Source organism: Fimbriimonadia bacterium (assembly GCA_039961735.1).
Classification (GTDB): domain Bacteria; phylum Armatimonadota; class Fimbriimonadia; order Fimbriimonadales; family JABRVX01; genus JABRVX01.
This window is the reverse complement of sequence record JABRVX010000012.1, coordinates 46,129-71,260: the sequence shown is the minus strand read 5'-3', so window position 1 is coordinate 71,260 and position 25,132 is coordinate 46,129. Positions and strand designations below refer to the sequence as shown.

Here is a 25,132-nt window from a genome sequence, read left to right as displayed (position 1 = left end):
ATTCAGGCGAGGCCCCCGTAGCTCAGGGGATAGAGCAACTGCCTTCTAAGCAGTGGGCCGATGGTTCGAGTCCATCCGGGGGCGCCAGGTCCTTACCAAACGCTACTCAGAGCCGGCAATGAGAAAATGAGAACATTGAGTTCCGGCGGTATCATCCCGACATCGTGAGCGAAGTCTGCCTCCAGGCGCGGCGCGATGTCGCACTATTCCTTCTCTGTCTCCTCCTTGCCGGATGTGGAGGGGCTCGGCCGAATACGTCCGACCAATCGGAGAAGTCGGTTCGGTCGAACCAGCGGGACGTGTCAGACGCGTCCATCTCTTCTGATGCCGCAGAGGGACCCTCTTCGTACAACCCTGCCCGTCGGACGCAGCTGGCTGACCTTCCGACAGCGGAAGTGCGCATCGGCAGCCACGTGATGCCCGTGTGGATCGCTGCCAACTCGCTCACCCGTGAAGAGGGCATGATGCACCTCACCGAAGCGGAAGTTCCCGATAGCCACGGCATGCTCTTCGTGTTCCTCGAGGAAGCGCCGCTTAGCTTCTGGATGCGAAACACTCTGATCCCCCTGGACATCGCGTTTCTCAACGCCAAGGGCGAGGTGCTCAACACGGAGCGGATGCAGCCCCGCGACCCGACGCCGATTCCGAGCAAGGGGCCGGCCAAGTACGCATTGGAGGCCAAGGCCGGCACATTCGAGCGACTGGGCCTTCGACCCGGCATGACCATTCAACTCCCAGCCGGCCTTGCCGCAATAGACTAGCTTCCCCGACCCACGGACGCAGACCGCCTAAGGGTGGTAAGTAATCACTCGGTACGAAACCTCGACCCAGCTCGGCTTGAAGAACCGCGTGTCGTAGGTCGTCCGCTTCGTCCAGTTGCCTCTGGCATCGTAAGTGGCTTTGAACGTGTGGCGGGTCATCAGTTGACCGTCGCCGCGGTAGATCACGAGCTTCGCCAGATCGCCCTTCGCGTCGTACGTATAGCGGGTGTTGCTGACGAGCGAGCCGTGACGCCAGGCCTTGTCCTCGCTGCAGCGACCGTTTTCATCGTACCGATAGGCGTGCTTCCAAACCTGCTTGCCGTCAGGGCCGGTGCAAGTCACTGTGCTGACTCGGTCGCTCGAGTCATAGGTGTAGGCTACGACCCAAGGGGCGCCGCCGCTGGCAGGGGTGGTGGTCTCTCGCGTGGGCATCCCGCGCTCGTTATACTCGAGTACCGAGGTGTTGAGAGGAGTTCCGTCTCCACGAGATCGCTGTATCTCGAAGAGCTTGCCTCGGCCGTCGTAACGATAGCTCTCCCGCCCAGTGAGCTTCTGCGCGGGAGTCTCGAAGATCGTCTTCTCTGCCACGCGCCCGAACTCGTCGAGCGTGCACACGGTCTTAGAGACGAGTGCGCCGCTCGGTAGGAACTTCTCGTCATCTATCACGACACCCTGGGGGCTGTAGGCGGTTTTGCGTACGGCGACACGCTTGCCCTCGACCCACTTGCCGCCCCGCTTGGCAAACGGAGCCGATTCGGTGATGACCACGTGGGGGCGGTTGCGGGGGATGGCCGTCTCCGGGCCCATCGTGGGCTCTGGTGGTTGCCAACTCAGCTGGACAGGAGCCGGGGCACCGCTCCAAGCGGCGAGCATCGCAGAAAGAACGACGATAGCGGTCATTCGACACCTCCGATCGGGTGCGCCTGAGAGTCGCCACATCGGTGGACGGCTGTGGAGGCGCCCAGCCCGACAGTCAGACTCGAGCATGACACTAGAGATTCTTGGCGAGTGAACGGAACGCACCGCAAAAAACTTCAGGGCGTCTTGCTCGTTGCAGGTGTCTTTCGTCAGGATACCGAAAATACCTTTCAGAACTGCAAATCGGGTGGTAAGATGCCCGGTAAAGGCAGTGCAGGCTCTTTCGGTACGCTCCGGCAGCCGCTGTGCGGAGCTTGACGATGAGCTAAGGAGGGCCGCATGCGAATTGGCCGACAGAACCCACGAAGTGGGCTGCCGCTTTTCATCTTTGGAGTCGCGGCACTGCTCATGCTCGTGGTCCTGGCATCTGCGCCAGCCTCTTCGGCGCAGCAGGACTCGGGCAAGCGGGTACCCGCTACGGAAGAGGCGGCGCGAAAGAAGGCACTAGAGCAGGATCGCCCCGGACCTGACGCGGAAGCGCTCGGGAGTGAAGCGTGCGAGATGTGCCACGAGGAAGTGGTGAAGGTGTTCAACGCTTCGCGTCACACTATTCATCTCCGCAAGGTGCTGAAGGAGGCCAACCAGGCGTGCGAATACTGCCACGGCCCGGGCAGCGAGCACGTGGACTCCGGCGACGGCACCAAGATTCTGCGCTTCCCGCCACGCTCGTCGGTCACTGTGAAGCGAGCCGCCGAGCTGTGCATCAAGTGCCACGCTACGACCCATGACAGCCCGCACTGGCGCACCAACGTCCACGCATCGGCAGATGTGGGCTGCGTGGACTGTCACCGATTTCACGGCTCGGACGACGACCCGTTCATGCTGCAGAAGCCCATCGTCAAGGTCTCGAACCTCGCAGGCTTTCGATACGACGCCAAGCACCCGACCACTAGCCAGGCCATCAACGGAGCGTGCCTCAACTGCCATGCGGCGCAGGCAGCCCAAGCCAGGCTTCGATCCCACCATCCCATGCTGGAAGACCGCGTGAGCTGCACGGACTGCCATGAAGTCCACCGCAGCACCAACCCCGCCTTGATGCCGGTCAACAAGAGCATGTCCGCGGTATGCACCAAGTGCCATACCAACATCCGTGGTCCCTTCGTATATGAGCACGAGCCGACGCGAACGGGAGGCCTCGGCGAGAGCTGTCTCACCTGCCATCAACCGCACGGCTCCCCGAACCAAAAGCTGCTGGTCACGAACGGTCGAGGCGTGTGCATCCAGTGCCATACGGATATCAATGCGGACGAGGCGCATCGAGGCCGCCCGGGTAGTTGTTGGCGCTCGGGCTGCCACTCGGACATCCACGGCTCCAACACGAGCCAGCTGTTCTTCCGATAGGGGTGAGGATGATGAGGAACGCGAAGTGTTTGACGGGAGCCTCGGTGCTCACAGCGTTGTTCGTGACCGTCCTCGCCGCGCATGCGCAAGGAGGCGGTGGCGGTACCGAGGCGACCGGCGAGCAGGAGCGCACCGAGGACAGGCGGGCAATAGGCATCGAGCCCATCCACGTGGAAGTGGTGCCTGCGTTTGGCGCGGTGGAGTGGAACGGCAACGAGACTCGGCTGTTCCAGTACCGCTCGTTGGCAGAAGGTTTCTATGGCGACATGCTGTTCGCCGCGCTCCGCGATCCCCGTTCGTTGCGATCCATCGGACGTGGCTACTGGCGAGACCTGGGGGAGCAAGATCAAGCCGGCTTCATGGAACTTATCCCGACTAACGAGAGCCACTCGCTACGCTTCTGGGCCGATAGGTTCGCCTACTTCCCGGACGCCACGCTCGATCTCAGCACCTCATCCAGGGCTTCTTCACGCAAGATATGGCTGCACCTCGCCGGCTTGGGGATCGCCCCCAGCTTCGATCTGAAAGCAAGTGATCGCGAGTGGGTGGTGCGTGACATCGTTCGGCAACGTCCTGATCCGGGATACGACTATCGCACGCTCACCTATGACGCACTGCTAAGCTGGCCCCTGTTGCGAGGAGACGTCAAGGTCGGGTTCTACACGGAGGGGCTGAACGATCGGCTCGGTGAGGTTCCGAATGGTTGGCTTCGGGAGATGACCGTCAGCAGCACGCAGTCGCCCGCCCCGAACATCGGCGCTTCAGTTGCTTATACCGATGTCAGGACCGACCACGAGGGACTGGGACGAAGCACCGCACAGATTTGGCGGTTCGATGCCGGTTGGGCGGCCGCTCCCGATCTGCTCTTTCGGGCGGAGGCGCAGTTCGACACGGTGGATGTTCCCTTTACCCTGAGCCGATACGCTGAGAAAACGAGTCGTGGGGGAGCGGAGGTCTCGTGGCGGCCCGACCGGGCCGTATACGTGAACGCGGGCTACACCCGGCACGGATGGCGACGGGAGATGCAGGGCAGCAACGTGGTCCAGCGTCCAGCTTCGGACGACGCGCACATCTCCGTGCGCTTCCGAAACGACGCGCTGGGGCAGTTTCGCTTGCGGTACCGCAACCGCAACCTGATTAATGCTCCGGACTCCGAAATCCTGCTGTCGGACACGACGGCTACCTTGTACTATGACCGGACGCAGACCTTCATCGGAAGCTGGTCGCGCTCGTTCGGCTACCTCACGAGCCTGTACGCGTCCTACCAGTGGGCGGAGCGGCGCAACAACGCGCGCGAGTACACGCTTCGATTCAACTCGGTCAACGCTGGAGTCAGCACGCAGTTCCTACCGAACCTAGCGGCTTTCGTTGACTTCCTTTGGGAAGACTGGGGCAGCAACGTCAGTGGAGACGACCCGCTCAACACCGGCGAGGACGGGGCAATCGGCTTCGGCTCGGCTGTGCGCCCGTGGTATAGCTCGGGTCAGGTGTGGACGGTCGGAGCCAACCTCGACTTGACTGAACAGAGCAGTGTGGATGGAACACTCACCCATTACGTAAGTCGAGGGGGTGAGCGGAATGTCGCCACCTACGTCGGGCTCGAGTACCGGCAGGAGTTCTTCCGTGACTTCACCCTCGGTTTCGGCTTCCAGCGGCTGGTATCGTCCGACCGACTGGTGAGCGATTTCGGATACGACGCGAACGTTTTTTCTATCACGCTGAAGGGGACGTTCACGAGCGGGCAGTGATGCCGGCCGTTGGGCGTAATTGGGAGGTCGAAAAGTGATACTAGGCAAGCAGAGAGTGGGAATGGCCGCCGCACTGGTCCTTTCGAGCACGGTCGGACTCATAACGCTGTTCGTGGCTGCGGGCTGCTCAGTTAGCGATTTGGTGTCGGGTTCGACCGACGATGCTCCTCCAGGGACCATCGTGTGGAACGACCCGTCGCCGATTCCGTCCAGGAATGTTCCCGACGATGCTACCTATGTTGGTGTCGAGGTGTGTGCAGCCTGTCATGGTCGCTCGGCTCCAGGGCACCCAGAGGGCATCCATGCCGAGTGGAAGCAGATGGCGCATGCCAAAGACCCGACCAAGCTGGGTGGCAGCGGCACGATCGACATCTTCACGCGCTTCATAGCGGATGGCTTGGTCCCCAATACTCCGTGTTCGATATGCCACGTGACCGGAGCGCCGGATACGCTCGACAACCCGGGCTCGGACAGGGGAGGATTCGACACCAATCAAGACCCCCGAACCGCTCACAATCTGAAGTTCTGGAGCGTTCAGTGCGAGGCTTGCCACGGCCCCGGTTCGGCACACGTAGCGAGCGGGGGCAATCGCAGCTTGATCAATCGCATCCCGGACTCGAAAGAGACCTGCTGGAAGTGCCATACCGGACTGCCTAATACGAAAGGCGTCACTCCGGATGGTCCGGCAACCGATGCGCTTATCGGGTTGTTCAGTTCCTCTCTGGCGCGCGGACACAACGCAGGCATAATGATCGCAGCGGCTGGCGGTTACGAGTACCCAGGGGTCGAGTACGAGCACTCCCCTCACACGCGAATCGCCAACACCTGCCAAACATGCCATGCACTCGCCACGGGTAGCAGCCGAACGTGGAATCACACCACGACCGTACCGAAGAAGGAAGTGTGCGCGAAGTGCCACGGCGGCGCCAACAGCGCGCCTGACCTCGAGCATGTTGTAGTCAATCGAAATGGCGATACGCTCGAGGACATTCGCGAGGAGATAGCTGACCTGCTCATCCAGCTCGGCGGCTCGACCTCGTCGGGAGCGCCCGACAACAACGCAAATGGCGGGGCGCTCCGCGCATACCGCGATACCTACGGACAAGATGCGAAATACCGACGTGCACGCTGGAACTTCTCGCTCGTCATCAACGACGGCAGCCTCGGCGCACACAACTACAGCTATGCCAAGCAGCTGATCCTGAGCTCGCTCGCCGATCTGGCTGCTGGTCCGTAGAACGTGTAGAATGATGCCGATGGTCGGCATCGACGCTTCCGGCACGGGCCGACCGATGCGGTCGGCCCGTGCCTTCACGCTCATCGAGCTTTTGGTCGTGATCGCGATCATCGCGATCTTGGCCGCCGTGCTGTTCCCCGTGTTCGCACAGGCGCGAAAGCGCGCATCGGCCACCGCGTGCCTCGACTACACGTCTCAGTTCGCCAAGGCGGCCTATCTCTACACCGGCGACTACAACGATAAGTTTCCTTGCTACATCAACTTCGTTCAGGGCGGACAGTGGATCATCCGCCTCTGGTGGGACACGCTCCAGCCGTACGTCAAGAGTACCGAGGTCTACCGCTGCCCGACCGCAGGTGCCCCGGACGAATCCAATGGCGCGGGGGATACCAATCCGTACGGCCGCAGCATCTGGGGAAGCGTAAAGCACCAGTGGCAATTCGCGGGCTATCGAGGCAGCCACACGACCAACGGCTGGATGTACGGGCCAGGAACCTCCACGGGTCACACCAACGGCGTGAGCCTCACGATCGTCCGCGAGCCCACACACACAATGTTGTTCTCGGACGGCGTGTGGGTGGACGCGTGGCCAGAGCATACGGGTACCCTCGACCCCTCGCGCGACAACGTGGGGCGCATCTTCATAGACCGACACGGCGGAGGCGTGAACGTGGCATTCACCGACGGACACGCCAAGCAGATTCACCGTGATGCGCTCCTTCGGCTCGACGACGGCCGTCCCGTAATCTACAAGCCTCACCCTTCCGCCACGCCGTGATCACTTCACAGCTTGGTCGGGTATCGCCCCCTGCTCTTACTCAGAATGTAGAATCCCGATTCGAACGGTGTGTGTAACCCGTCATGATGGACCCGAGGCGGGCAATGGTGGTTCGTAGGGCGTGGGAGGGCAGGTAGTGTGAACGAGGCGAATAGTCGAACGCAGGGGAGCCGCGCAACCCAGTCCGCAAGAACCTTGCTCCTTTCTATCCTGTTCTCGCGTCACTACGTCCCTGCGCTGGTGCTTGCGGTGGTACTGCTACGGCTTGCATGGATGGTTACGGTGCCTGCCGAGCCGGTGGAGGATGCCTCGTGGTACTACAAGACTGCGGTAGCAATAGCGGAGGGAGCCGGTTACACGCGTAACGGGATGCCTACGGCGTGGTATCCCATCGGCTATCCACTCTTCCTAGGGGGGATCTTCGCGATTACGCGCCCGTCGCCCACCGCTGGGAAGATCGCGAACCTTCTCCTCGTGTTAGTTACACTGCTCCTGGTGTACCGCCTAGGTCGAGTCGTCTTCCGTAGCGAGGCCGTCGGTCGGCTCGCGACAGCCGGATACGCGCTCCTGCCCGATGGCGTCTTCTGGTCTGCCCAGCTTGCGTCGGAGCCGCTATTCGTAGCCTTGGCTCTGGGAGGCACCCTATGTATCCTGCATGAGCCGACACGGTGGTGGAAGGTAGTGACTGCAGGACTCTTATTCGGATGTGCTGTATCGGTTCGACCGGTCGGCATGATGTTGCCGTTCGTGGTTCTGTTCGCCGGGCTACTCCGAGACAAGCGTCTGCCGAGCTGGGGCGCACGATTCCGCGAGTTCTGCGTGCTATGCGTACTGGTGGCTCTAGTAGTAGCACCATGGACCGCAAGGAACTACCGCACTTTCGGGGCATTCGTGCCTCTCTCCACGAGCGGCGGTTTCAACCTGGTGATAGGGAACAATCCCGTGGCAAGTGGTGTCTTCCAGCGCGACTATGCCACCTTCCAGATGGTCCCCGAGCCATACCGGACCCCCTGCGCCACCAGCTTTGACAAGTATCTGTGGAACCCGGACGGCCCGGCGCTCCTGGGCACCACCCATGAGACGCTGAACGAGCCGAGCATAGATCGTGCATGCCGTGATGCTGCTATCCGGTACATCGTAGAGAATCCGGTCGCCACGGCCCTGCTGTTCGTCAAGAAGGCATGGCTGATGTATCGGGCAGATGGTGGGGGCGCCTTTCACTCTATGGACCAGTTTGCCAGACAGGGTGACGGCTGGGCTCAGGCTCAGAAGTGGGCGCGGCGAGTGGCACACCTGACATGGCTGGTGCTATTCGGGGCATTCCTGGGATCTCTCGTCGTCCTGCCGCGTGCCGCGCGACAGGCGGGATGGCAGCCAACGGTCTTCCCCTGGTTCGGCGTGGTGTTCATCGCCCTCTTCACGGCCTTCACGTGCGTGTTCTACGCATCCGGCCGCTACTACGCGCCGATGGTTCCCTGGATCTGCCTGTACGTTGCGGCGTTAGTCGTGTGGCTCTTCGATCTGGACAGGGCACCGATTGCCGAAACCTCCCAAGTGAAGTAGTAGAAAAGAGAACGGCGGGTGGGATACACCCCACCCGCCGAGGTCATCGAGTTGCTGTCAGTCGAACTCAGAAGCCGCCGTCACCGCGTCCAGGAGGTCCACCGGGTTGGCCACCGGGACCACCGCGCTGGCGACCGCCAAAGCCACCCCACGGGTTGGTGAACGTGAACGCCTTGCCCTTCAGTGCCTGGTACTTGGCCTTTTGCTCAGCAGTCAGCAGCGCCTCTACCTTGGTGGCCATCTCCTTGCGCATCTCCTGCATGCGGGCCATCATCTGCTCTCGGTCCGGCTGCTCGCCGCCCGCTCCGCCTCGAAACTGTTGCATGTGCGACTGCCGAACCTGGGCCACCGTATCCGAAATCTTCTTGATCTGGTCCTCAGTCAGCCCCAGTGCCTTCTGCAACTCGGGGTCGCTTGCCAAAGCGTCCGGTCCGCGGAGCTGAAGCGAGAGCTGCTTCAGTCGCTCGTACTGTGCCTTGTCCAGAATAGTCTGGATTTCCTTCTCTACTTGAGCTGCGCGGGCCTGCCGCTCCTCTTGCGTTGGCGGCCCCTGTCCGGCCTGCGGCCGAACGTTGAGTGCCTCTAGTTTGGTCTTTTGGGCTTCGGTCAGCTTCAGTTCCGCCTGAACATCGGGCATTCGGAGCATGCTCAACAGCTGCATGGCCCCGCCGAACTGGCCTGCCCCGATCTGACCGCCGCCGAATTGGCCACGACCCTGCCGAGCTCCGGGGTTCTGTGCGAACACGACCGACACCAGCACAGCCGCAGCGATCAGAGCAACGAGCCGCATCACTGGCTTCATCAATTCACCTCCAGAGAGTGTACGAACTATCGGACTGACTAGACGAAACTGTCGGGCCTATGTTCACAGTCCCAGCTCGCTCCAAACCGATTCTACGCGGGCACGGACGGAATCCAACATTCGAATCTCGTCGGGCCATGTGCGGACCGGTCCTTCTCCCGGCCACTTGTGCGTGCAATCGAACCCAATCTTGCCCCCGAGGCCCACTTCGGGTGAGGCATGGTCTAGTACGTCGAGCGGCCCCTTGACGATGGCAGAGTCTCTTCCGGGATCGCAGTTGGCTCCGATGCGCCAGATCACCTCGTCGATGTCGTGCACGTTTACATCGTGCTCGAACACGAACACGAACTTAGTGAACATGAGCTGGCCCAAGCCCCACAGTGCGTGCATCACCTTGAACGCGTGGCCGGGATACCGTTTGCGAATGGAAACGAAAGCGAAGTTATGGAAGCAGCCTTGGACCGGCAGGTGCATGTCTACGATCTCGGGCAGAGTAATCTGCACGAGAGGCAAGAAGATACGTTCCACCGCCTTTCCCATCCACCCGTCCTCCATGGGCGGGACCCCCACGATCGTGGATGGGTACACCGGGTTCTGTCTGCGTGTGATGCAGGTGAGGTGGAAGACAGGGTACTCCTCCGCCAAGCTGTAGTACCCCGTGTGGTCGCCGAATGGTCCCTCCATCCGCCGCTCCTCGGGGTCCACGTAGCCCTCGAGCACAATCTCGGAGTTTGCCGGCACTGACACGTCCACGGTCCTGCAACGAACGAGATCCACTGCCTTCTTCCGCAGGAACCCCGCAAACAGCATCTCGTCAATCGCAGGTGGTAGGGGGGATATGGCGGAGAAGATGCAGGCCGGATCGCCACCCAGAGCCACCGCCACCTCGATTCGCCTACCTGCACGCTGAGCGTCCTGGTGATGAGCGGCTCCCACCTTGTGAATCTGCCAATGCATGCCACAGGTGTTACGGTCGAACACCTGCATGCGATACATCCCCACGTTTCTCTTGCCGCTGCTAGGGTCATGCGTGAAGACGAGAGGCAGTGTGATGTACGGTCCCCCGTCCTGGGGCCAACATGTCATGATCGGCAGCGACCCGAGGTCGCTCTCGTTCCCGGACAGCACTACTTCCTGACAGATGCCGTCTTTCACCGTCTTAGGTGTCAGCGATGCGAGCATGCCGAGGCGTGGCAGCATCTTGAGCTTATCGACTATGCCCTGAGGCGGTTCCGGCCGGAGCAACTCGCGCAGCTCGTCGGCCATCGCTTGCACATCGGACACACCTAATGCCAGCGCCATTCGCTTCTCGCTCGCCATCGTGTTGATTGCGAGCGGAATGTCGTGCCCTTTGGGGCGTTCCACGAGCAGGGCAGGGCCGCCGGACTTGACTAGCCTATCGGCAACCTCGGTGATCTCGAGGTAGGGGTCGAGCGGATAGGACGTGCGCTTCAGCTCCCCCTCTTGCTCCAAGCGCCGCAGAAAGTGTTGGTAATCGTCGTATGGCATAGCGTGTTGGGCAGGGTACCGGATTGGCGGTCGCTACTGCACGATCTCCAAGTGCATTGGCAATACAGGCGCGGAATGCGTGATGGCACCGACGGAGATGATATCTACGCCGGTCTCTGCCACCTCGCGCACGTTGGCGAGTGTGATCCCGCCGGACGCCTCGAGAAGCACCTTCCCCTTGTACCTTCCCACGGCCTCGCGAAGGATTTCGGTCGGCATGTTATCGAGTAGGAGTGCGTCGGCACCCGACCGGACAGCTTCTTCTGCCTGCTCCAGCGTCTCGCATTCCACCTGGACTCGCAAAAGGTGGTGGACGCTTCGCCGGGCAGCCCGAATCGCCGCGGTGATCCCTCCGACAGCCGCGATATGGTTGTCCTTGATCAGCACGCCGTCATAAAGTCCGAATCGGTGGTTCACGCCGCCCCCATGTCGTACCGCGGCCTTCTCCAATTCGCGAAGTCCGGGCGTGGTTTTCCTCGTGTCCACGATCCTTGCGCCCGTAGTCTGTATGGCCTGAACGTAGCGTGCCGTCTCGGTGGCCACACCGGAGAGGTGCTGCAGGAAGTTGAGTAGGGTCCGCTCGACGGACAGTACGACCCGCAAGCTTCCCTCCAACCCGAGGATGGGCTGTCCGGGACCCACCTTCAGGCCATCCACCACTCCCGGCTCGAGGTGCACATGGCATGACTCGCCATACAGCGAGGCACCAACCGATACGAGAGGCGATACGATATCCAGGCCACTGAGAACGCCCTCCGCCTGGGCACTTACCAGCCCTTTGCCCCCAGTGCCCGCAGAGACACATGCGCTTGTCGTGACGTCTCCATTCCCGAGGTCTTCGGCGAGTGCCTCCCGAACTAGGTGATAAAGCTTGCTGCTCATCAGCTCATATCCCTCCAGTTCGGCCCGACCTTTTTGTCCACCACGACGGGGACCTTCAGGGGCATCGCGGATGCCATGACTTCTCTGATTGCGCCATTGACCTCGACGTCAGTCTCCGGACACTCGAAAAGCAGTTCGTCGTGCACCTGCAGGAGGAGGCGGGCACTTCCCGTTGCTCCGGATTTGTACAATTTAATCATGGCGAGCTTGATCATATCTGCTGCGCTGCCCTGAATCGGTGCGTTGATGGCGGCGCGCTCGGCGGCCATGCGCATCTGCCGGTTGGAGCTCTGGATCTCTGGAAAGTATCGCTTCCGTCCAAGGAGCGTCTTCGTGTACCCATCTCGGCGGGCCTGAGCAACGATGCTCTCGGTGAACTCCCGAACGCCGGGGAACTGGCGGAAGTACGTCGCGATCACTTCGTGCGCCTCGCCCACCCCGATCTGCAGCGATTGCGCGAGCCCGAAGTCGCTCATGCCGTACAGCACAGCGTAGTTCACCATCTTGGCCACGCGTCTCTGCTCGGGCGAGACCTCGTTCTCGGGAATCCCGAACAGGCTGTGTGCAGTTGCTGCATGAATGTCCAGCCCCTCGTGAAAGGCAGAAGTCAGCACGGGGTCTTCGGACATATGGGCCAGCAGTCGTAGCTCGATCTGCGAGTAGTCGAGGGAAAGAAGAACGTGCCCAGGCGGCGCTACGAATGCTCTGCGGATTTCTCGCCCGAGGTCCGTCTTGACGGGTATGTTCTGCAGGTTGGGGTCCACGCTCGACAGCCGCCCCGTTGCTGCGACCGTCTGGTTGAACGTCGTGTGGATACGCCCATCGGGCTGAACCATCTTTGGTAGTGCGTCGGCATAGGTGGACTTCAGCTTCGTTACTTCGCGCCAGTCAATCACCAGTTTGGCGATGGGGTGTGCCGCGGCCAGTTCGCCCAACACGTCGGCATCCGTCGAGTGCCCCGTCTTGGTCTTACGGCCCGATGGCAGTCCCATCTCCTCGAACAGCACTTTAGCTAACTGCTTGGGTGATCCAATGTTGAACTCACGCCCTGCCGCAGCGTATACGTCTCGAGCCAGTTCGTCAATGCGCTGCGATAGGTGGGACGATAGCGTCGAGAGGTACTCGCGGTCAACGCATATCCCCGCTTCCTCCATGTCCAGTAGCACCGGTATCAGTGGCATCTCGAGGTCCTGAAACACTGACAGCGTTTGCTCGTCTGTAAGGCGTTGAGTCATTGGTGCTGCCAGACAGAAGCATGCTAGTGCGGTACCGGCTGCACCATCCGCCATACCACCTAGGTAATCGCGGGCGAGGTCCTCGAGGGAGTAACTACCACGCCCGGGCGCCAGCACGTACGCTGCCAGCTCCGTGTCGAACGCGAATCGTGGTCGCGCGACCCCCAGGCGCCCAAGCCCGGATACCACTCCTCTCGCGTTGTGCACCCTCAGCGCAGGAGCACCCGAATCCGCGAGCCACTCGATCCCACCGGCCGCGTGCCACACACTCTGGCCGTCCGATAGCGCAACGCCGTCCTCGCTCACGGCCAACCCAATCTCCGGAAGACCGCGAAGGGCAGCCTCGCCCGATGCGTCCAGCGTCAGCACTGATACTTCGACCCGTGGCGTTTCTTGCACCGTCGTCACGCCATCCGGTCCACCTCGTACGTACTTGCTCAAGACCGGCTCCAGACGGCGCACGATGGAGCGAAACTCGAGACTCTCCAAGAACTCTCTGGCTCGGTCCAGCGCGGCCGCATCCGGTTCATAAGGAGTGAAGTCGAACTCGACCGGTGCGTCTGTAACGATCGTGGTGAGTTCCTTGCCAAGTCGCAGCACGTCCACCGAGCCCTCCAACTTGGAGCGATACTTCGGCGGGATTTCGTTCAGTCGCTCGGCTATCTGCTCCACCGTCCCAAACTCCTGGATCAGCAGGGTCGCCGTCTTCTCGCCCACCCCCGGTACGCCCGGGATGTTGTCGGATGGGTCCCCTCGCAGTGCCTTGTAGTCGGGAATGCGCTCTGGGCCGAAGCCGAACCGCTCGCGGACCAACTCGGGGGTGAAGTCCACCACATCACTGATTCCGCGCATCGTCATCCGCACCGTCACGTTCTCGTCCACGAGCTGGAGTTGGTCATTGTCACCGGTCACGATGAGCACGTGGAAGCCCTGCTCCGCGGCGCGCTTGGCGAGCGTGCCCGCAAGGTCGTCGGCCTCGAAGCCGAGAGCCTCCAGGGAGGGTATGCCTAGCGCGGCTACCAGGTCACGCATCGTGGGAAGCTGTTCCTTCAGCGCCGGGTCGGCTTCCTTCCGATGGGCCTTGTACTCAGGAAACTGGGCGTGCCGAAAGGTCTTCCCCGGCGCATCGAACACGACCACGATGCCGTAAGGGTGTTCCTTGTCCAATAGTGAGAGCAGCATGTTGGTGAGCCCGAACAACGCGTTGGTGGGTCGCCCATCACTCGTGGTAAGCAGTTGCGTGGCAAAAAACGCCCGGAAAGCCAGGCTGTAACCGTCCACGATGATATAAGTCTTCCGCGTTGACTTATCGCTCATGGCTGTTCTACACTCCCTAGAGCCTGCCCCGCCTAGAGCCTGCCCCGCCGAAGGCGGGGGGGAACCTGCCGAAGTGGCGGAACGGTAGACGCGGCGGTCTCAAAAACCGTTGAGGGCGACCTCGTGTGGGTTCGACTCCCACCTTCGGCACCATCTTTTCAGGCCCATCCCCCCGGCTAAGCCCCCTGCGTCGCTTCCTGTGCAGTGTACCGGGCTCGCGCTAGCGATGCTCCGGTACCCAGTAGGCAGAATCTCTTAGTTCGCATCGCAAATCTCGCAACGGTACTGATCGGATTCGCCGGACAGGCGCCAACTCCCGAACATATGCATATGAGTGCGCTTGCCCGAATCGGGAACGATCACCCAGGAGTATCTATCACGGAGGATAGCAGATGGGCCTAGGAGATAGCCTCTACAGCCGCTCATCCATCTCATTTGCCGGCCTCTCGACGGGTTTGGACACGGACTCGATCATTCAGCAGCTGCTGGCAATCGAGCAGCGTCCCCTTATCCGCTTGCAGAGCCAGCAACTGCAGCTTCAAAACAGGTTGTCGCTGTACCAGCAATTCAGCGGACGGCTCGCGGCCTTACGTGCCGCAGGAGACGCGCTCAACACGATCACCACCTACAACGCGACCCGCGCCACCTCGTCCGACGACACCAAAGCTACCCTTAGCGTCGGGACCGGAGCCCAGCCAGGCATCTACACGCTCGCGATCTCTCAGTTAGCGCAGGCGCACAAGATCTCCTCTGCAGCCCAAACCGATTCGACGAGCGCGCTCGGCCTATCGGGCACCTTTCTTATCAACGAAAAGGTAATCGAAGTTGCAGAAACGGATACCCTAGCGCAGATCGCCTCCCGCATCAACGCCGCGGGTGCGGGTGTCGTGGCATCGGTCATTAGCGGAGGTACCGGCAATACCTTCCTGACCCTCACGTCCGAGAAGACCGGCGCGGCATCCGCCATCCGCATGTCCAACGTGGGCGACTCCTCGGTGCTGGACAGCCTGGGGTTGCAAGGTACCGCCACGACCATCCGGGAGCCCACGACGAACGGCGCGCTCAGCGCGACTTTTTCGGACCCGAACACCGCTCTCGGACCCTTGCTCAAAGTAACCAACTTCCCGCCCGGCAACCTGAGTATCAACAGCATGATCGTGTCCATAGACCTGATGACGGACACGCTGACCAGCATCGCGCAGAAGATCAACCAGGCAGAGATACCGGGGGTGACCGCGTCCGTCGAAACTATCGAAGAAGGGGGCACCACGAAATACCAGCTCAAGATCGTGGGAGACTCGGGGACGCCGACATTCGTGGACGACAATCACATCCTGGAAAACCTGGGAATTCTGCAAGCTACTCCGAGCAACCAACTACTGGCCGCTCAGGATGCCGAGTATTCGCTGGACGGCGTGAACCTCACCAGCTCGTCGAACACCATCACTTCGGTAATCGCCGGCGGAACACTGAACCTGCTGGAGGCAGGTGGAGGGCCCGTCACCCTCTCGGTATCCCGCGACCTCGATGCCGTCAAAGCGTCGGTCAACAACTTCGTATCGGCCTACAACACGCTGAGAGACTTCGTCTCTAGCTTCTCGCAGTTCGACCCCGAGACATTCCAGAGTGGACCGCTGTTCGGCGACTACAACATTACGGCTAACATGGACATCATCACGGCGCGCATGACAGGAGCCGTCGCAGGCCTCAGCTCCGGCGCGCTGAACTCGCTAGCTCTCATCGGGGTCTCCCTCGGCGAGGACGGCAAGCTGAGCGTGAACGACTCGACGCTGACCTCGGCACTAAACGACCGACTGGATTCCGTGAAGAGCCTCTTCATGGCCGTAGGCACCCCCAGCAATCCCTACGTCCAGTTCCTAAGCGCAACATCCAAGACGCGTACCTCCCCCACCGCTGGCTACGAGGTCGTGATCACCCAAGCAGCGACAAAGGCCAGCACGACCGCCGTGACCGCGCAGGCGGAGGCCAGCACCGAGGTAGAGACGCTCACCTTTTCGGGCAGCCTGTTCGGCAACACGCCGGTCAGCATCTCGCTCAACGTCGGCAACACCGTGGACGACACCATTGCCCAGATCAACTCCCATGCCTCGTTGCGTGGGCTCGTCACCGCCTCGAAGGACTCCGAGGGCAAGTTGGTGCTGACTTCCGCGGCCTACGGTTCCAGCAAGAGCTTCACGGTCACCTCGGACCAGGAGGCCGGTTCGAACAACAGCGGAATTGGGACCACGGAGCAGCAGGCGGTCGGTCTGGACGTGGCGGGAACGATCAACGGCGAAGCGGCCTCCGGCAACGGTCAGATACTCACCGGCGACGACACGAACGAGTACACGGCTGGGTTGGCCCTCCTGATTACCGCCAGCTCGCCTGGAACCTATGGCACGGTAACCTTCACTCGGGGCATCGCGGCGTCTGTCTCCGACGCGGTCGCCACCCTGACGGACCCAACCACTGGGGCTCTGACCGAGCAGGACAAGCAGCTTCAGGCGCAGATCGACGACTTGGACGCCGCCATGGAACGTATTCAGGAGACAGTGACCCGCCGAGGAGACGAGCTGAAGAGGCGGTTTGCCCAGTTGGAGAGCTTAGTCGCGAGCCTTCAGGCCCAGCAAGCACGGCTAACGATGCTCATGAAGAACTGGGGTTCCAGCTAGACCCCGCGATATCAGCAGCCTGTACAACCACCGCCAATCGGCCAATCCAATAGTGAATCGGTGCACAAACGGAGGAGTGCGTGACGGTAGTTTCGGGACGTCAGCTTGCCGCCTACCGCAAGACTGCGGTGGAGACGGCATCGCCTTTGGACCTGATCCTCATGCTGTATGACGGCGCCTTGCGCTTCCTGGAGAGGGGACGCGCCGCCATGGAACGCCGAGACCTAAGTGAGCAGAACGAGAGCCTGACACGCGCACAGGCTATCCTCACCGAACTCGCGGTCTGCCTGAACATGGAGCAGGGCGGGGAAGTGGCTGCCAATCTCTTGGGCCTTTACGGCTACATGAGCAACCGCCTGGTGGAAGCCAACGTGAGCGACGATCCTAAGGCGGTTCAGGAAGTCGCCCGCCTGCTGGGCGAGTTGCGCGAGTCTTGGGCGACCCTGGCGGCGCAGGAGAAGCAGAGGCAGGATGAAGTCGCCTGACGCAGCAGCCGCAATCGAGCGTCTCCGCGCCCTAACGCTAGAAATCGAGCAAGCTTGGGCCTCGGGCGATCATCCACTGGTTGGGCAGCTCGTGCGAGAGCGAGAACGCGTCCTGCGGGAACTAGAGCAGTGTCCACCCAGCCCCGAGCACCTGGAGACTCTCCGCAGGGCCGGTAGCCTGGACACGCGCCTGCTAAGAGTTCTCGAGGCAGAGATAGAGGCGGTGAAGAGCCGCCTCACGACAGTCCACCGCTCGAAGCAGGCACACGCAGCCTACTCGGGTGGCCACAAGTTCGCCCCCCGCCTCATCGAGCGCGAGGGCTAAGCCCCCTTACCCTATGCCTCCGCCGCTTGCGGCGGAGGCATAGGGTCGGATTGAGCGCGCGACCATACTTGGTGCGTGAGAAGCCGCAATCCGGGGGCAATGCCTGGCCAGTGGCACCACCATCCGCTCCCGTACCGTCATCCTGAGCTTGTCGAAGGATGCGATCACCATCCGCGCCCGTACCCCTGAGCCTGTCGAAGGATGACACCCCGCAACTACCACACGCCCCTACGTTCCAGACTTGTGGAAGTTGATCATCACGATCGTGAGGTCCTCGAGGTCCACCTTGCCCGAGCCGTTCAGGTCCGCCTCCGACGTTTCCATCTTGTTGAACCGCAGCAGCACCTGGTTCATATCCTGCAACCCGACTTCGTTGTTCCCGTCCACGTCCCCGTTCTTCAGCAAGTAAGAGGCATACGCCGGGCTACTCGGGTGCAGTGACAGCCCGTCCACTTTCTGACTCAACCAGTGGCTCGCCTTGACCCTGAGCGATGCGGTGCCGACGTGCTGCACCTCGATGCGATACGCGCCGTTCGCACCGAGCAGTGCCCACCCTTCGCTGACCACCGCCCCGCCGCCGTCCATCACCTGATAGGTGATAGGGAAGCCGTCCGTCGGTGGCTGCCACAACTCGAGGAACACCTGACCCTGAATGGCCGAGGCGGGCACGTCCACCCACAGGGCGCCACTCGCCTCGTTCTCCCAGTACTGCGTGTCGCCCGCCCACGTAGCCGTGATCTCGTGCCGGCCAGTCTCGGCGCCGCCACCGACAGGGTAGGGCAGCGAAGCATAGCCCAGCGCGTCGGTCTGCGCATCTCCTACCCACGAGCCGTCCACGACGAACGAAATCGTGCACCCGCTGATACCGAGGCAGGTCCGCCCGAGCGCCAGTCGCGCGCGCAACGTGACGGAGCCTCCCTGCTCCGTGTATGCATCGTCTAGCAGCAGCATCGTCTCCTGCTTCACTCTCTGCCCTGGTCCGATCGCATACAGCGTGTCGTTCACGTGCTGATACAACGTGCCGTTCGCGCCCAGAATCGGCCCTCCCATCGAGTACACCGGACCGAACGAGCGAGACCACGCCTTCGCACCCAGGAAGTCGCCCAGCCACAGGTCTTGGTTCCACCCAACGTTCCACATGCCGCCCAACGCATCCGAGCCCGCCGACCACACGTACTGAATGGTCTCAGGCAGCTTCCATAGGAGGGTGCCATCTGGGTCGAACTGGTACATGTTCACGCGAACACCGGGGCTCCAGCCACCTACCACCCCGATGCGGCCGTTTGCGAGCAAGGTCGGCTTGCCATTGGCCCACGCCGGAATGGGGTAGTTCCACAGCGGCTCACCGACCGGCCCGAAGGCATACAGTCCCGTCGTCGTTGTCACGTACATGCGACCGTTCGGGCTAAGCACCGGCACGGAGGCGTAGTACCCAGGCACGGTCGCGAATCCCTCCACCGCTCCGTCCAGCGTCAGCCGGTACACGCGGCATTGCCCGGTGCCTGCTTCCGCCGTGACATACACCTTGTCGTCCGCACCCACGGAGAGCCCCGCACCGTTTACCGGAACATCCAGGGTTTGTTCCCAACGAGGTGTGCCGTCCAGCCACACACTGAACACCCGGTTGTCGCCTGAGATGCCCGTGTGATACAGTGCGCCGAAGCGGTCCAAGACCAGATTGCCGTGCCCGCCCTGCGCCAAAGACCACAACACCTGCAGGTCTTCGGTGAGCGAGGTCAGGGCCTCGTCGGTCAACGCATACAGCGTTCCGTCTACACCGATTGCCACCGCCGTCAGCCACTGGCCTGGCAGCGAGATCGAGCCGAGCGACTGGCCGGATGAGGACACGCGTTGCAACGTGCTCCCCCAGCCGCAATAGATATCGCCCTTCGCGTTGATGGCGAGCGGTTCGCCGATGCCACCCACCGACCACTGGTCCGATTGCGTCTGCGGTGCGATCGCCCACGGGCTGTTGTGTGTGGATGCGCTGTCGGCGTGCAGCGTGGGCCATGGAGAGTCGCCCTGGTAGGCTCCCACAGGCTCCATGGCAAACACGCGCACCTGCAGCCCTCCTAACGACGCGGTGGAGCTACCGTTGTCGATCGCGAGCGTTACCGGATGCCCATCGCCGAGCATCTCATACCGATACACGTGATCGGGCGAGAAGGTGTGTGGGTGGTAGAACACGCCGTCGGTGGTTCCCATCCAGTCCACGTTCTGCCCGTTCACCAGCAGGTCCAGGCCGTCGCCCGGAGCGGTCGCGTGCCACTGCCCGAAGCTGTCACGATAGAACTCGGCGTCCGTCCGCCTGCCCTGGTGCTTCCCACCCCATTGGCCAGAGGCTTCGATGACGTACCGCGTGCCTTCTCGCAAGGGGTGTGTGCTCACCGGCGTCCCGTCGGCGGGAACCTCGAACCGCTGCAGGTCCGCAGGCGCGCGCTCGATAATGCCGAAGGCGACATGGGTGATCGGCTTGGTCTCCCACTTGCCGCCCTGGCCGGGACCGATGATTGCCACCTCGCCGCTGCCGGGCTGACCATCGGCCCAGTCGAGGTAGCCCACCGCCTCGCCGCTCTCCCACCGCCACTTGCCACTCGGCGCCTTCACGTCGCGCAGACCGATGAGGAAGCCGAAAGACGTACCAAAGGTCGAGACCAGCCAGTCCGCCTCTTCCTCGTCGTTGATGGTGACTAAGCTTCCTCCGAGCGATCTGGCGATGCGCTGCATCTCCGGCCAGGTCGCCTGCATCGCGGGTACCAGGTACTTGTGCTTGTTGCGAGGGTTCCACATCCACTGACCGATATTGGGCCCGCTTACGTGGATGTAGTTGTCGGTGACGAGGACCGAGGCGCCTTGGTAGTCGAAGATACGAGTCGACAGGCCGGTACCGGTGATTCGGTTCTCGAACGCCCAATGAAGCTCCTGGCCCTCGGATCCCTGTGCGACGGTGAACGTGAACAGCGTGCGGTTGAAGTTCCAAGAGGCTTCGCGGCTGCCACTGACACCGATCAGCGCATAGAGGCCCTTCGTCGCGACCTTCGGATACGTGTCGTCGCTCGGGTCCACGGCGTTGTCATACATATCGCCGTAATCCGGCTGCCAGAACGTCCTGATCGGGAAGTGCGTCGGCGGCGTCAGCACGCTATTCACTTGCGTCGCCCAGGTGTTGGCCTGCTCGTCGGTCATGATGGACTTCCCGTCGAGAATAATGGTTGCCTGGAAGGTTCCCCACTTCTCGGTATTGCCGGTCGGGTCGTCTGCGTAGAAGAAATACTTGATGGCGATCTGGTCGCCGACGTCGCAGATCAAGGCGCCCGCGTTCGAGGTGCCCTTCGTCAGGTTCTCGAACCAAAGCCGGACCACATAGCCGCAAAAGCCGGGGGTGGCGGCGAGAAGAAGCGCCGTCGCCAGAAGAGCGGGACCGATCCACCGGAGCCATACACTCGATGCACGCATCGCCTAGCCCTCCGACACAGCAAGTATCGTAGCCAGTATAACCCAGGTTTCCCCCATCCGACCCTCGCCCGGTCCGCATCCCTCCGCCAGAACCCCGCCTCGCTCATGGCGGGTGAGACCCGAGGGCCTACGACATTTGCGGCGCCGGTTCCAAGTGCGGAGCCACCCGGGGCACCTCATGCGGCAGAACGCAGGAGATACTAACGGCTTCGAGCGCAGGAGCCCCCTCGTCTTGCTGGCGAAGCGGTTCGGTCAGCGGGCGTGCACTAGCTTGGGCCGCGCTGCCCTAGGCAGTCTGCGCGACCATGAACAAGCCCCAGATCATTTCGGTCACCCAGTGCCCCCAGTTAAGGACATTCGCTGTGCGCTGTCGTTCTACGAGCATATCGGTTTTGGACGGGTCTTCTTAGGGGCACCCTCGCTATGCCGTGGTACGCCGTGACGCCGCCACGGTCCCCTCTAGTAAGCGGCACCAGGGTGATTGGTGGAGATGAGGAGATTCGAACTCCCGACCTCTGCAGTGCGATTGCAAGTTCAGTCGATTCGAAGAGCCCAATATAGGTTCCAGAACCGGGTCATATGGGGTCTCGATGAGCCAACTCGTTTAGGAACCTCATTAGGAACCTAGCTGCATTTAACCAAGCTTTGAGGCTGGCAAGAAGGTTCTCATCCGAATTGTCTGAAGAGCCCCGACAAGCCGATCAACGACTCCAGACTCAAATAGCCCGTCCGGTCCAAGCGGACTGATGTCAGTGAACGGGGATTCATAAAGGGCACGAGGTTCCATGACGCCATACTCAGTCAAGTAGTCCACGACCATGTTCACAAACTCGATCTGGCTGGCGGTCAGCGTCTTGCCCGCTAGAAACTCGTTCAGCACCGACTTGGCCGCCTCGCGATCTAAGCCAACCAGGGATCTCACAAACAACCCTAGCCCACCTTCTGCAGCCTTCTCGATCGTTTGCTCAGTTCCGGCACCGCTTTCTATGAGGATCTGCTCGAGGTCTTCGAGGTCAGCTTCGGTCAGGGGCTCGTTCAGCCGAAGCTTCTGGATGGACTCTCGGTCCTGGTGACTCCGCAGGAATGCTCTGGCCTTTTCCTTGAATCGCTCAAAACTGATTGCATCCGTGAATCCGGGCAGATCAATGTCAGCCTCGTCTCCCATCTCGTCGGTGAAGTCCGTGAACACGGGACTGCCCTTTCGATGCTCGATAAGCTTAACGAGATTTCGGAGTCTGAGTCTTACGGTTTCTAGCATCGGCACGGTCACGTCATCCCACCAACCGTCCGACTGCAGGTCTTGGATGAGGCTCAGCTGCTCTTTGATGACGGGGATGCTGGAAGACTCTTCAAGCAGGGCCGCAATCTCCTGAACCTGTTGCTTCATGCGCTTGAAAGCGTTCGTCCCCTTCAACGTCGAGATTTGCAGTCTGAGGATGAGAAGGTCAAACTGCTTTGTTTCGACCGCCTCCGGCTCCTTCTCGCTGGGTAGCCCGGCGATCTCATGTTCAAGTTCCGAGAGCTTCTCCTCGTCCAAGCTGAGCCACTCATCGGCGTTCTGATACTTCTCGACCAATCTGCGCTTCGCACGGACGATGAAGTTGTCGGTGTTCATCGATCCAACTTCTGCTTTCAATATTTCGAGGATCGACTGGAAGACTTGCTCGTCAGTCATCGGTTCCGAACCGTACTGCGCCAAGTGCTCCTTGACCGCTTTGGCACCTTCCTTCGATCCCGAAATCGCGGCTAGCAGCTTCAATCGGGCCGCGAACAGACGCTGTGAAAGCGATGCCCCGGAAGTGCCTTCTGTACCGTCGAGTTGCTGGCTGAAGAACTCCAGATTCCCGCAATAGTCGAAGATGTAGAAGAACTCCTTGTCGAGCCCTGGCCCGAAGAGGTTCGGGCAAAGCCTGGTTCCTCTGCCGATCATCTGCCAGAACTTGGTTTTGGAGCGAACCTGCTTGAAGAAAACAAGGTTGACGACCTCGGGCACGTCGATCCCCGTGTCGAGCATGTCAACCGAGATCGCGATCTGTGGCAGCTTGTTCGGATTACTGAATCGGTCAATAAGATCCTGAGCGTATTCGACCTGGAAGTCGATCACGCGGGCGAACTCTCCGCGATATTTTGGATAGTTCTTGTTGAAGCGCTCGGCGATAAAGACGGCGTGGTCGTGGTTCTTGGCGAAGATGATCGTCTTGCCCAACTTGTCGCCGCCGTCCACTTTCAGGCCCCGTTCCATGAGGTGCTTCAGCACCTTGTCCACCGTGTCCTCGTTGAAGAGCCACTGATTCACTGCGGTCGGCTCGACGCGTCCTGAAGCCAACACGTCCTCGGCTCGATCCTTCCAGTCGGTCAGCTCGAAGCGTTCCTTCTCCTCATCTGAAAGCAGGTCGTAGGTGATCCCCTGCGAGGGGAGCTTCAAGGGCACGGAGACTGACTTCGGCGGAACCAGATACTTGTCGGCAACCGCTTCGCTCAGCGGATACGCGTCCGTTGGCACTCCGTCCTCCAGTTCGAAGAGCTTGTAAGTGTTGCGGTCAACTTCGTCTTTCGGCGTTGCCGTCAGCCCAACTAGGAAGCTGTCGAAATAGTCGAAGATCGCACGATATTTCATGAACACCGATCGGTGCGCCTCGTCGATGATCACCAGGTCGAAGTGGCCAACTCCGAACCGACGCTCCGCTCCATTAGTCGCGTCGATCAGGCCCAACATCGTCGGATAGGTTGAAACGTAGACCCGACCTTCTGCGTTTTTCTCTGTCACCAGGTTCACCGGCGCCGCGTCCGGCAAGTACCGCTTGAATGCGTTCACCGCTTGGTTCACGAGCGCGGTACGGTCGGCCAGGAACAGCATCCGCTTGGCCCAATTGGCCTTCATCAGGAGGTCTACAAGAGCAATTACCGTTCGGGTCTTTCCGGCTCCCGTCGCCATGACAATCAACGCTCGACGTGAGTGGTCTTTTTCGAACGCCTCGCCTATCCGCCGAATCGCTCGCGTCTGGTAGTAACGGTCCACGATCTTCTCGTTGATCTTCACGGCCGCGGGGCTTCTGCGGGTCTGGCGGCGCTGGATCAGCAGCTCCAATTCAGACTTCTTGTAAAAACCCTGCACGGATCGAGGCGGATACATCGCGTCGTCCCAAATCCAGTGTTCATAGCCGTTCGTGTAGAAGATCACGGGACGTTGGCCGAACCTGGTTTCCAAGCAGTCGGCGTAGAGCTTCGCTTGGTGCTGGCCGACCCGGGCGTCTCGCCTCGTCTTCTTCGCCTCAACCAAGCCAAGCGGCTTGCCATCGTCGCCCCAGAGCACGTAGTCCACGAAGCCTTTGTTCTCGGCATTGGGCATGCCAGCGACCTCGTATTCTGTGTCCTCTTTCTTGTCGAGTACCCAGCCGGCCTCTCGGAGAAGCAGGTCAATGAAGAGGTCTCGCGTCTCAGCCTCGGAATAGTTGTGAGTGTCGGGTGTGGCCTCATTGTCTTTCTTCGCGGCCGCCACCTCGGCCCGGAGGCGCTTCAACTCGTCGTCAAGCGTCTCCTTTTCGGCAAGAGCTGCGAAGAGCCTCTCTCGCTCTGCAGCGAGCTCGTCATTGAGGCCCTGAAGCTGTGCCAGCGTCTGCTTGGGGACGGCCGTCGTCTTCGGAAGCGCTCCGGGATCGAAGCTGAGTCCGGGCTCGGGTCTGTTTCCCTTGGCGTAGGTTCGGACAAACCAGTACGTGACGTGAAAGAGCTCGCGAACGGCGGAGACCGACTCCTTCGTGGTCATCGGCTTCTGGCTGTGCACGGCGTGGTTCCCAAGATCCTTGATCGCGCGGCACTTGTAGAACACCGCTTGGCCGACCATGTTTCGGAACGTTGGTTCGTGGATCAGAGCGCTCAGATCTTCCCGGTAAGGGAGCTGTAGGATCGGATCGTGCTCATAAGCCCAGTTCACGGCCAATTCGAGAGCTCGTCGAGCATAGAAACACGACGCCCGAGGGTCTGAGCATGCCGTCTCCTCCGCCCGTTGGGCGGATTCGAAGAGCTCTGGAAACTCGGATTCAAGGAAGCTGAACTGCGAACTCATGTTTCTGTTTTCATCATCCTAGCTAAACCTGAACAGA

16 protein-coding genes and 2 tRNA genes are annotated in these 25,132 nt (G+C 61.2%); 11 read left to right on the top strand and 7 right to left on the bottom strand.

Going from position 1 to position 25,132, the window contains the following annotated elements:
- Positions 1-11: 11 nt before the first annotated feature.
- Positions 12-87, top strand: a tRNA-Arg gene (locus HRF45_05395).
- Between the two features lie 212 nt (positions 88-299).
- Positions 300-761: a DUF192 domain-containing protein gene (locus HRF45_05390; protein ID MEP0765961.1), complete on the top strand. Its 462-nt coding sequence runs from the start codon at positions 300-302 to the stop codon at positions 759-761.
- Positions 762-788: 27 nt separating this feature from the next.
- Here the strand turns inward: HRF45_05390 and HRF45_05385 are convergent, their stop codons facing one another.
- Positions 789-1,661 (bottom strand): hypothetical protein, encoded by an 873-nt coding sequence (locus HRF45_05385; protein ID MEP0765960.1) that lies wholly within the window; start codon positions 1,659-1,661, stop codon positions 789-791.
- Positions 1,662-1,958: 297 nt separating this feature from the next.
- Between HRF45_05385 and HRF45_05380 the strand changes: the two genes are divergently transcribed.
- The 5 genes from HRF45_05380 (at position 1,959) to HRF45_05360 (ending at position 8,346) form a co-directional block, all read left to right on the top strand.
- Positions 1,959-3,020, top strand: a complete 1,062-nt coding sequence (locus HRF45_05380) for a cytochrome c3 family protein (GenBank protein ID MEP0765959.1) — start codon at positions 1,959-1,961, stop codon at positions 3,018-3,020.
- Between the two features lie 8 nt (positions 3,021-3,028).
- Entirely contained in the window at positions 3,029-4,768 is a 1,740-nt protein-coding gene (locus tag HRF45_05375; protein ID MEP0765958.1) for a hypothetical protein, read from the top strand.
- 34 nt (positions 4,769-4,802) lie between these two features.
- On the top strand, positions 4,803-6,005 hold the full coding sequence (locus tag HRF45_05370) for an ammonia-forming cytochrome c nitrite reductase subunit c552 (GenBank protein ID MEP0765957.1): 1,203 nt from the start codon (positions 4,803-4,805) through the stop codon (positions 6,003-6,005).
- Between the two features lie 10 nt (positions 6,006-6,015).
- A complete protein-coding gene (locus tag HRF45_05365; GenBank protein ID MEP0765956.1) occupies positions 6,016-6,783 on the top strand; it encodes a prepilin-type N-terminal cleavage/methylation domain-containing protein in 768 nt (255 codons plus the stop codon).
- A gap of 138 nt (positions 6,784-6,921) precedes the next feature.
- Positions 6,922-8,346 (top strand): glycosyltransferase family 39 protein, encoded by a 1,425-nt coding sequence (locus HRF45_05360; GenBank protein ID MEP0765955.1) that lies wholly within the window; start codon positions 6,922-6,924, stop codon positions 8,344-8,346.
- Positions 8,347-8,413: 67 nt separating this feature from the next.
- Here the strand turns inward: HRF45_05360 and HRF45_05355 are convergent, their stop codons facing one another.
- The 4 genes from HRF45_05355 to polA all read right to left on the bottom strand — a co-directional run bounded on the left by HRF45_05355 (position 8,414) and on the right by polA (position 14,091).
- Positions 8,414-9,148 carry a hypothetical protein gene (locus HRF45_05355; protein ID MEP0765954.1) on the bottom strand — a complete coding sequence of 245 codons (735 nt, stop codon included), beginning with the start codon at positions 9,146-9,148 and terminating at the stop codon, positions 8,414-8,416.
- Positions 9,149-9,211: 63 nt separating this feature from the next.
- Positions 9,212-10,657 carry a menaquinone biosynthesis decarboxylase gene (locus HRF45_05350; protein MEP0765953.1) on the bottom strand — a complete coding sequence of 482 codons (1,446 nt, stop codon included), beginning with the start codon at positions 10,655-10,657 and terminating at the stop codon, positions 9,212-9,214.
- Positions 10,658-10,690: 33 nt separating this feature from the next.
- The gene (nadC, locus tag HRF45_05345) at positions 10,691-11,539 is read right to left on the bottom strand and encodes a carboxylating nicotinate-nucleotide diphosphorylase (protein ID MEP0765952.1); all 849 of its coding nucleotides are present in this window, start codon (positions 11,537-11,539) and stop codon (positions 10,691-10,693) included.
- Positions 11,539-14,091, bottom strand: coding sequence for a DNA polymerase I (polA, locus tag HRF45_05340; GenBank protein MEP0765951.1), 2,553 nt, complete (start codon positions 14,089-14,091; stop codon positions 11,539-11,541). Before polA ends, nadC begins: the two co-directional genes overlap by 1 nt.
- 67 nt (positions 14,092-14,158) lie before the next feature.
- Between polA and HRF45_05335 the strand changes: the two genes are divergently transcribed.
- From HRF45_05335 to HRF45_05320, 4 genes are all read left to right on the top strand, one after another.
- Positions 14,159-14,244 (top strand) — tRNA-Leu (locus tag HRF45_05335).
- Positions 14,245-14,483: 239 nt separating this feature from the next.
- Positions 14,484-16,763 (top strand): flagellar filament capping protein FliD, encoded by a 2,280-nt coding sequence (fliD, locus tag HRF45_05330; GenBank protein ID MEP0765950.1) that lies wholly within the window; start codon positions 14,484-14,486, stop codon positions 16,761-16,763.
- Between the two features lie 80 nt (positions 16,764-16,843).
- The gene (fliS, locus tag HRF45_05325; protein ID MEP0765949.1) at positions 16,844-17,248 is read left to right on the top strand and encodes a flagellar export chaperone FliS; all 405 of its coding nucleotides are present in this window, start codon (positions 16,844-16,846) and stop codon (positions 17,246-17,248) included.
- Positions 17,235-17,573, top strand: a complete 339-nt coding sequence (locus tag HRF45_05320; GenBank protein ID MEP0765948.1) for a hypothetical protein — start codon at positions 17,235-17,237, stop codon at positions 17,571-17,573. Before fliS ends, HRF45_05320 begins: the two co-directional genes overlap by 14 nt.
- Positions 17,574-17,801: 228 nt before the next feature.
- On the opposite strand, the gene HRF45_05315 is transcribed toward HRF45_05320, so the two are convergent.
- The gene (locus HRF45_05315; GenBank protein ID MEP0765947.1) at positions 17,802-21,029 is read right to left on the bottom strand and encodes a hypothetical protein; all 3,228 of its coding nucleotides are present in this window, start codon (positions 21,027-21,029) and stop codon (positions 17,802-17,804) included.
- 634 nt (positions 21,030-21,663) lie between these two features.
- The gene (locus tag HRF45_05310; GenBank protein MEP0765946.1) at positions 21,664-25,095 is read right to left on the bottom strand and encodes a DEAD/DEAH box helicase family protein; all 3,432 of its coding nucleotides are present in this window, start codon (positions 25,093-25,095) and stop codon (positions 21,664-21,666) included.
- Positions 25,096-25,132: the final 37 nt, after the last annotated feature.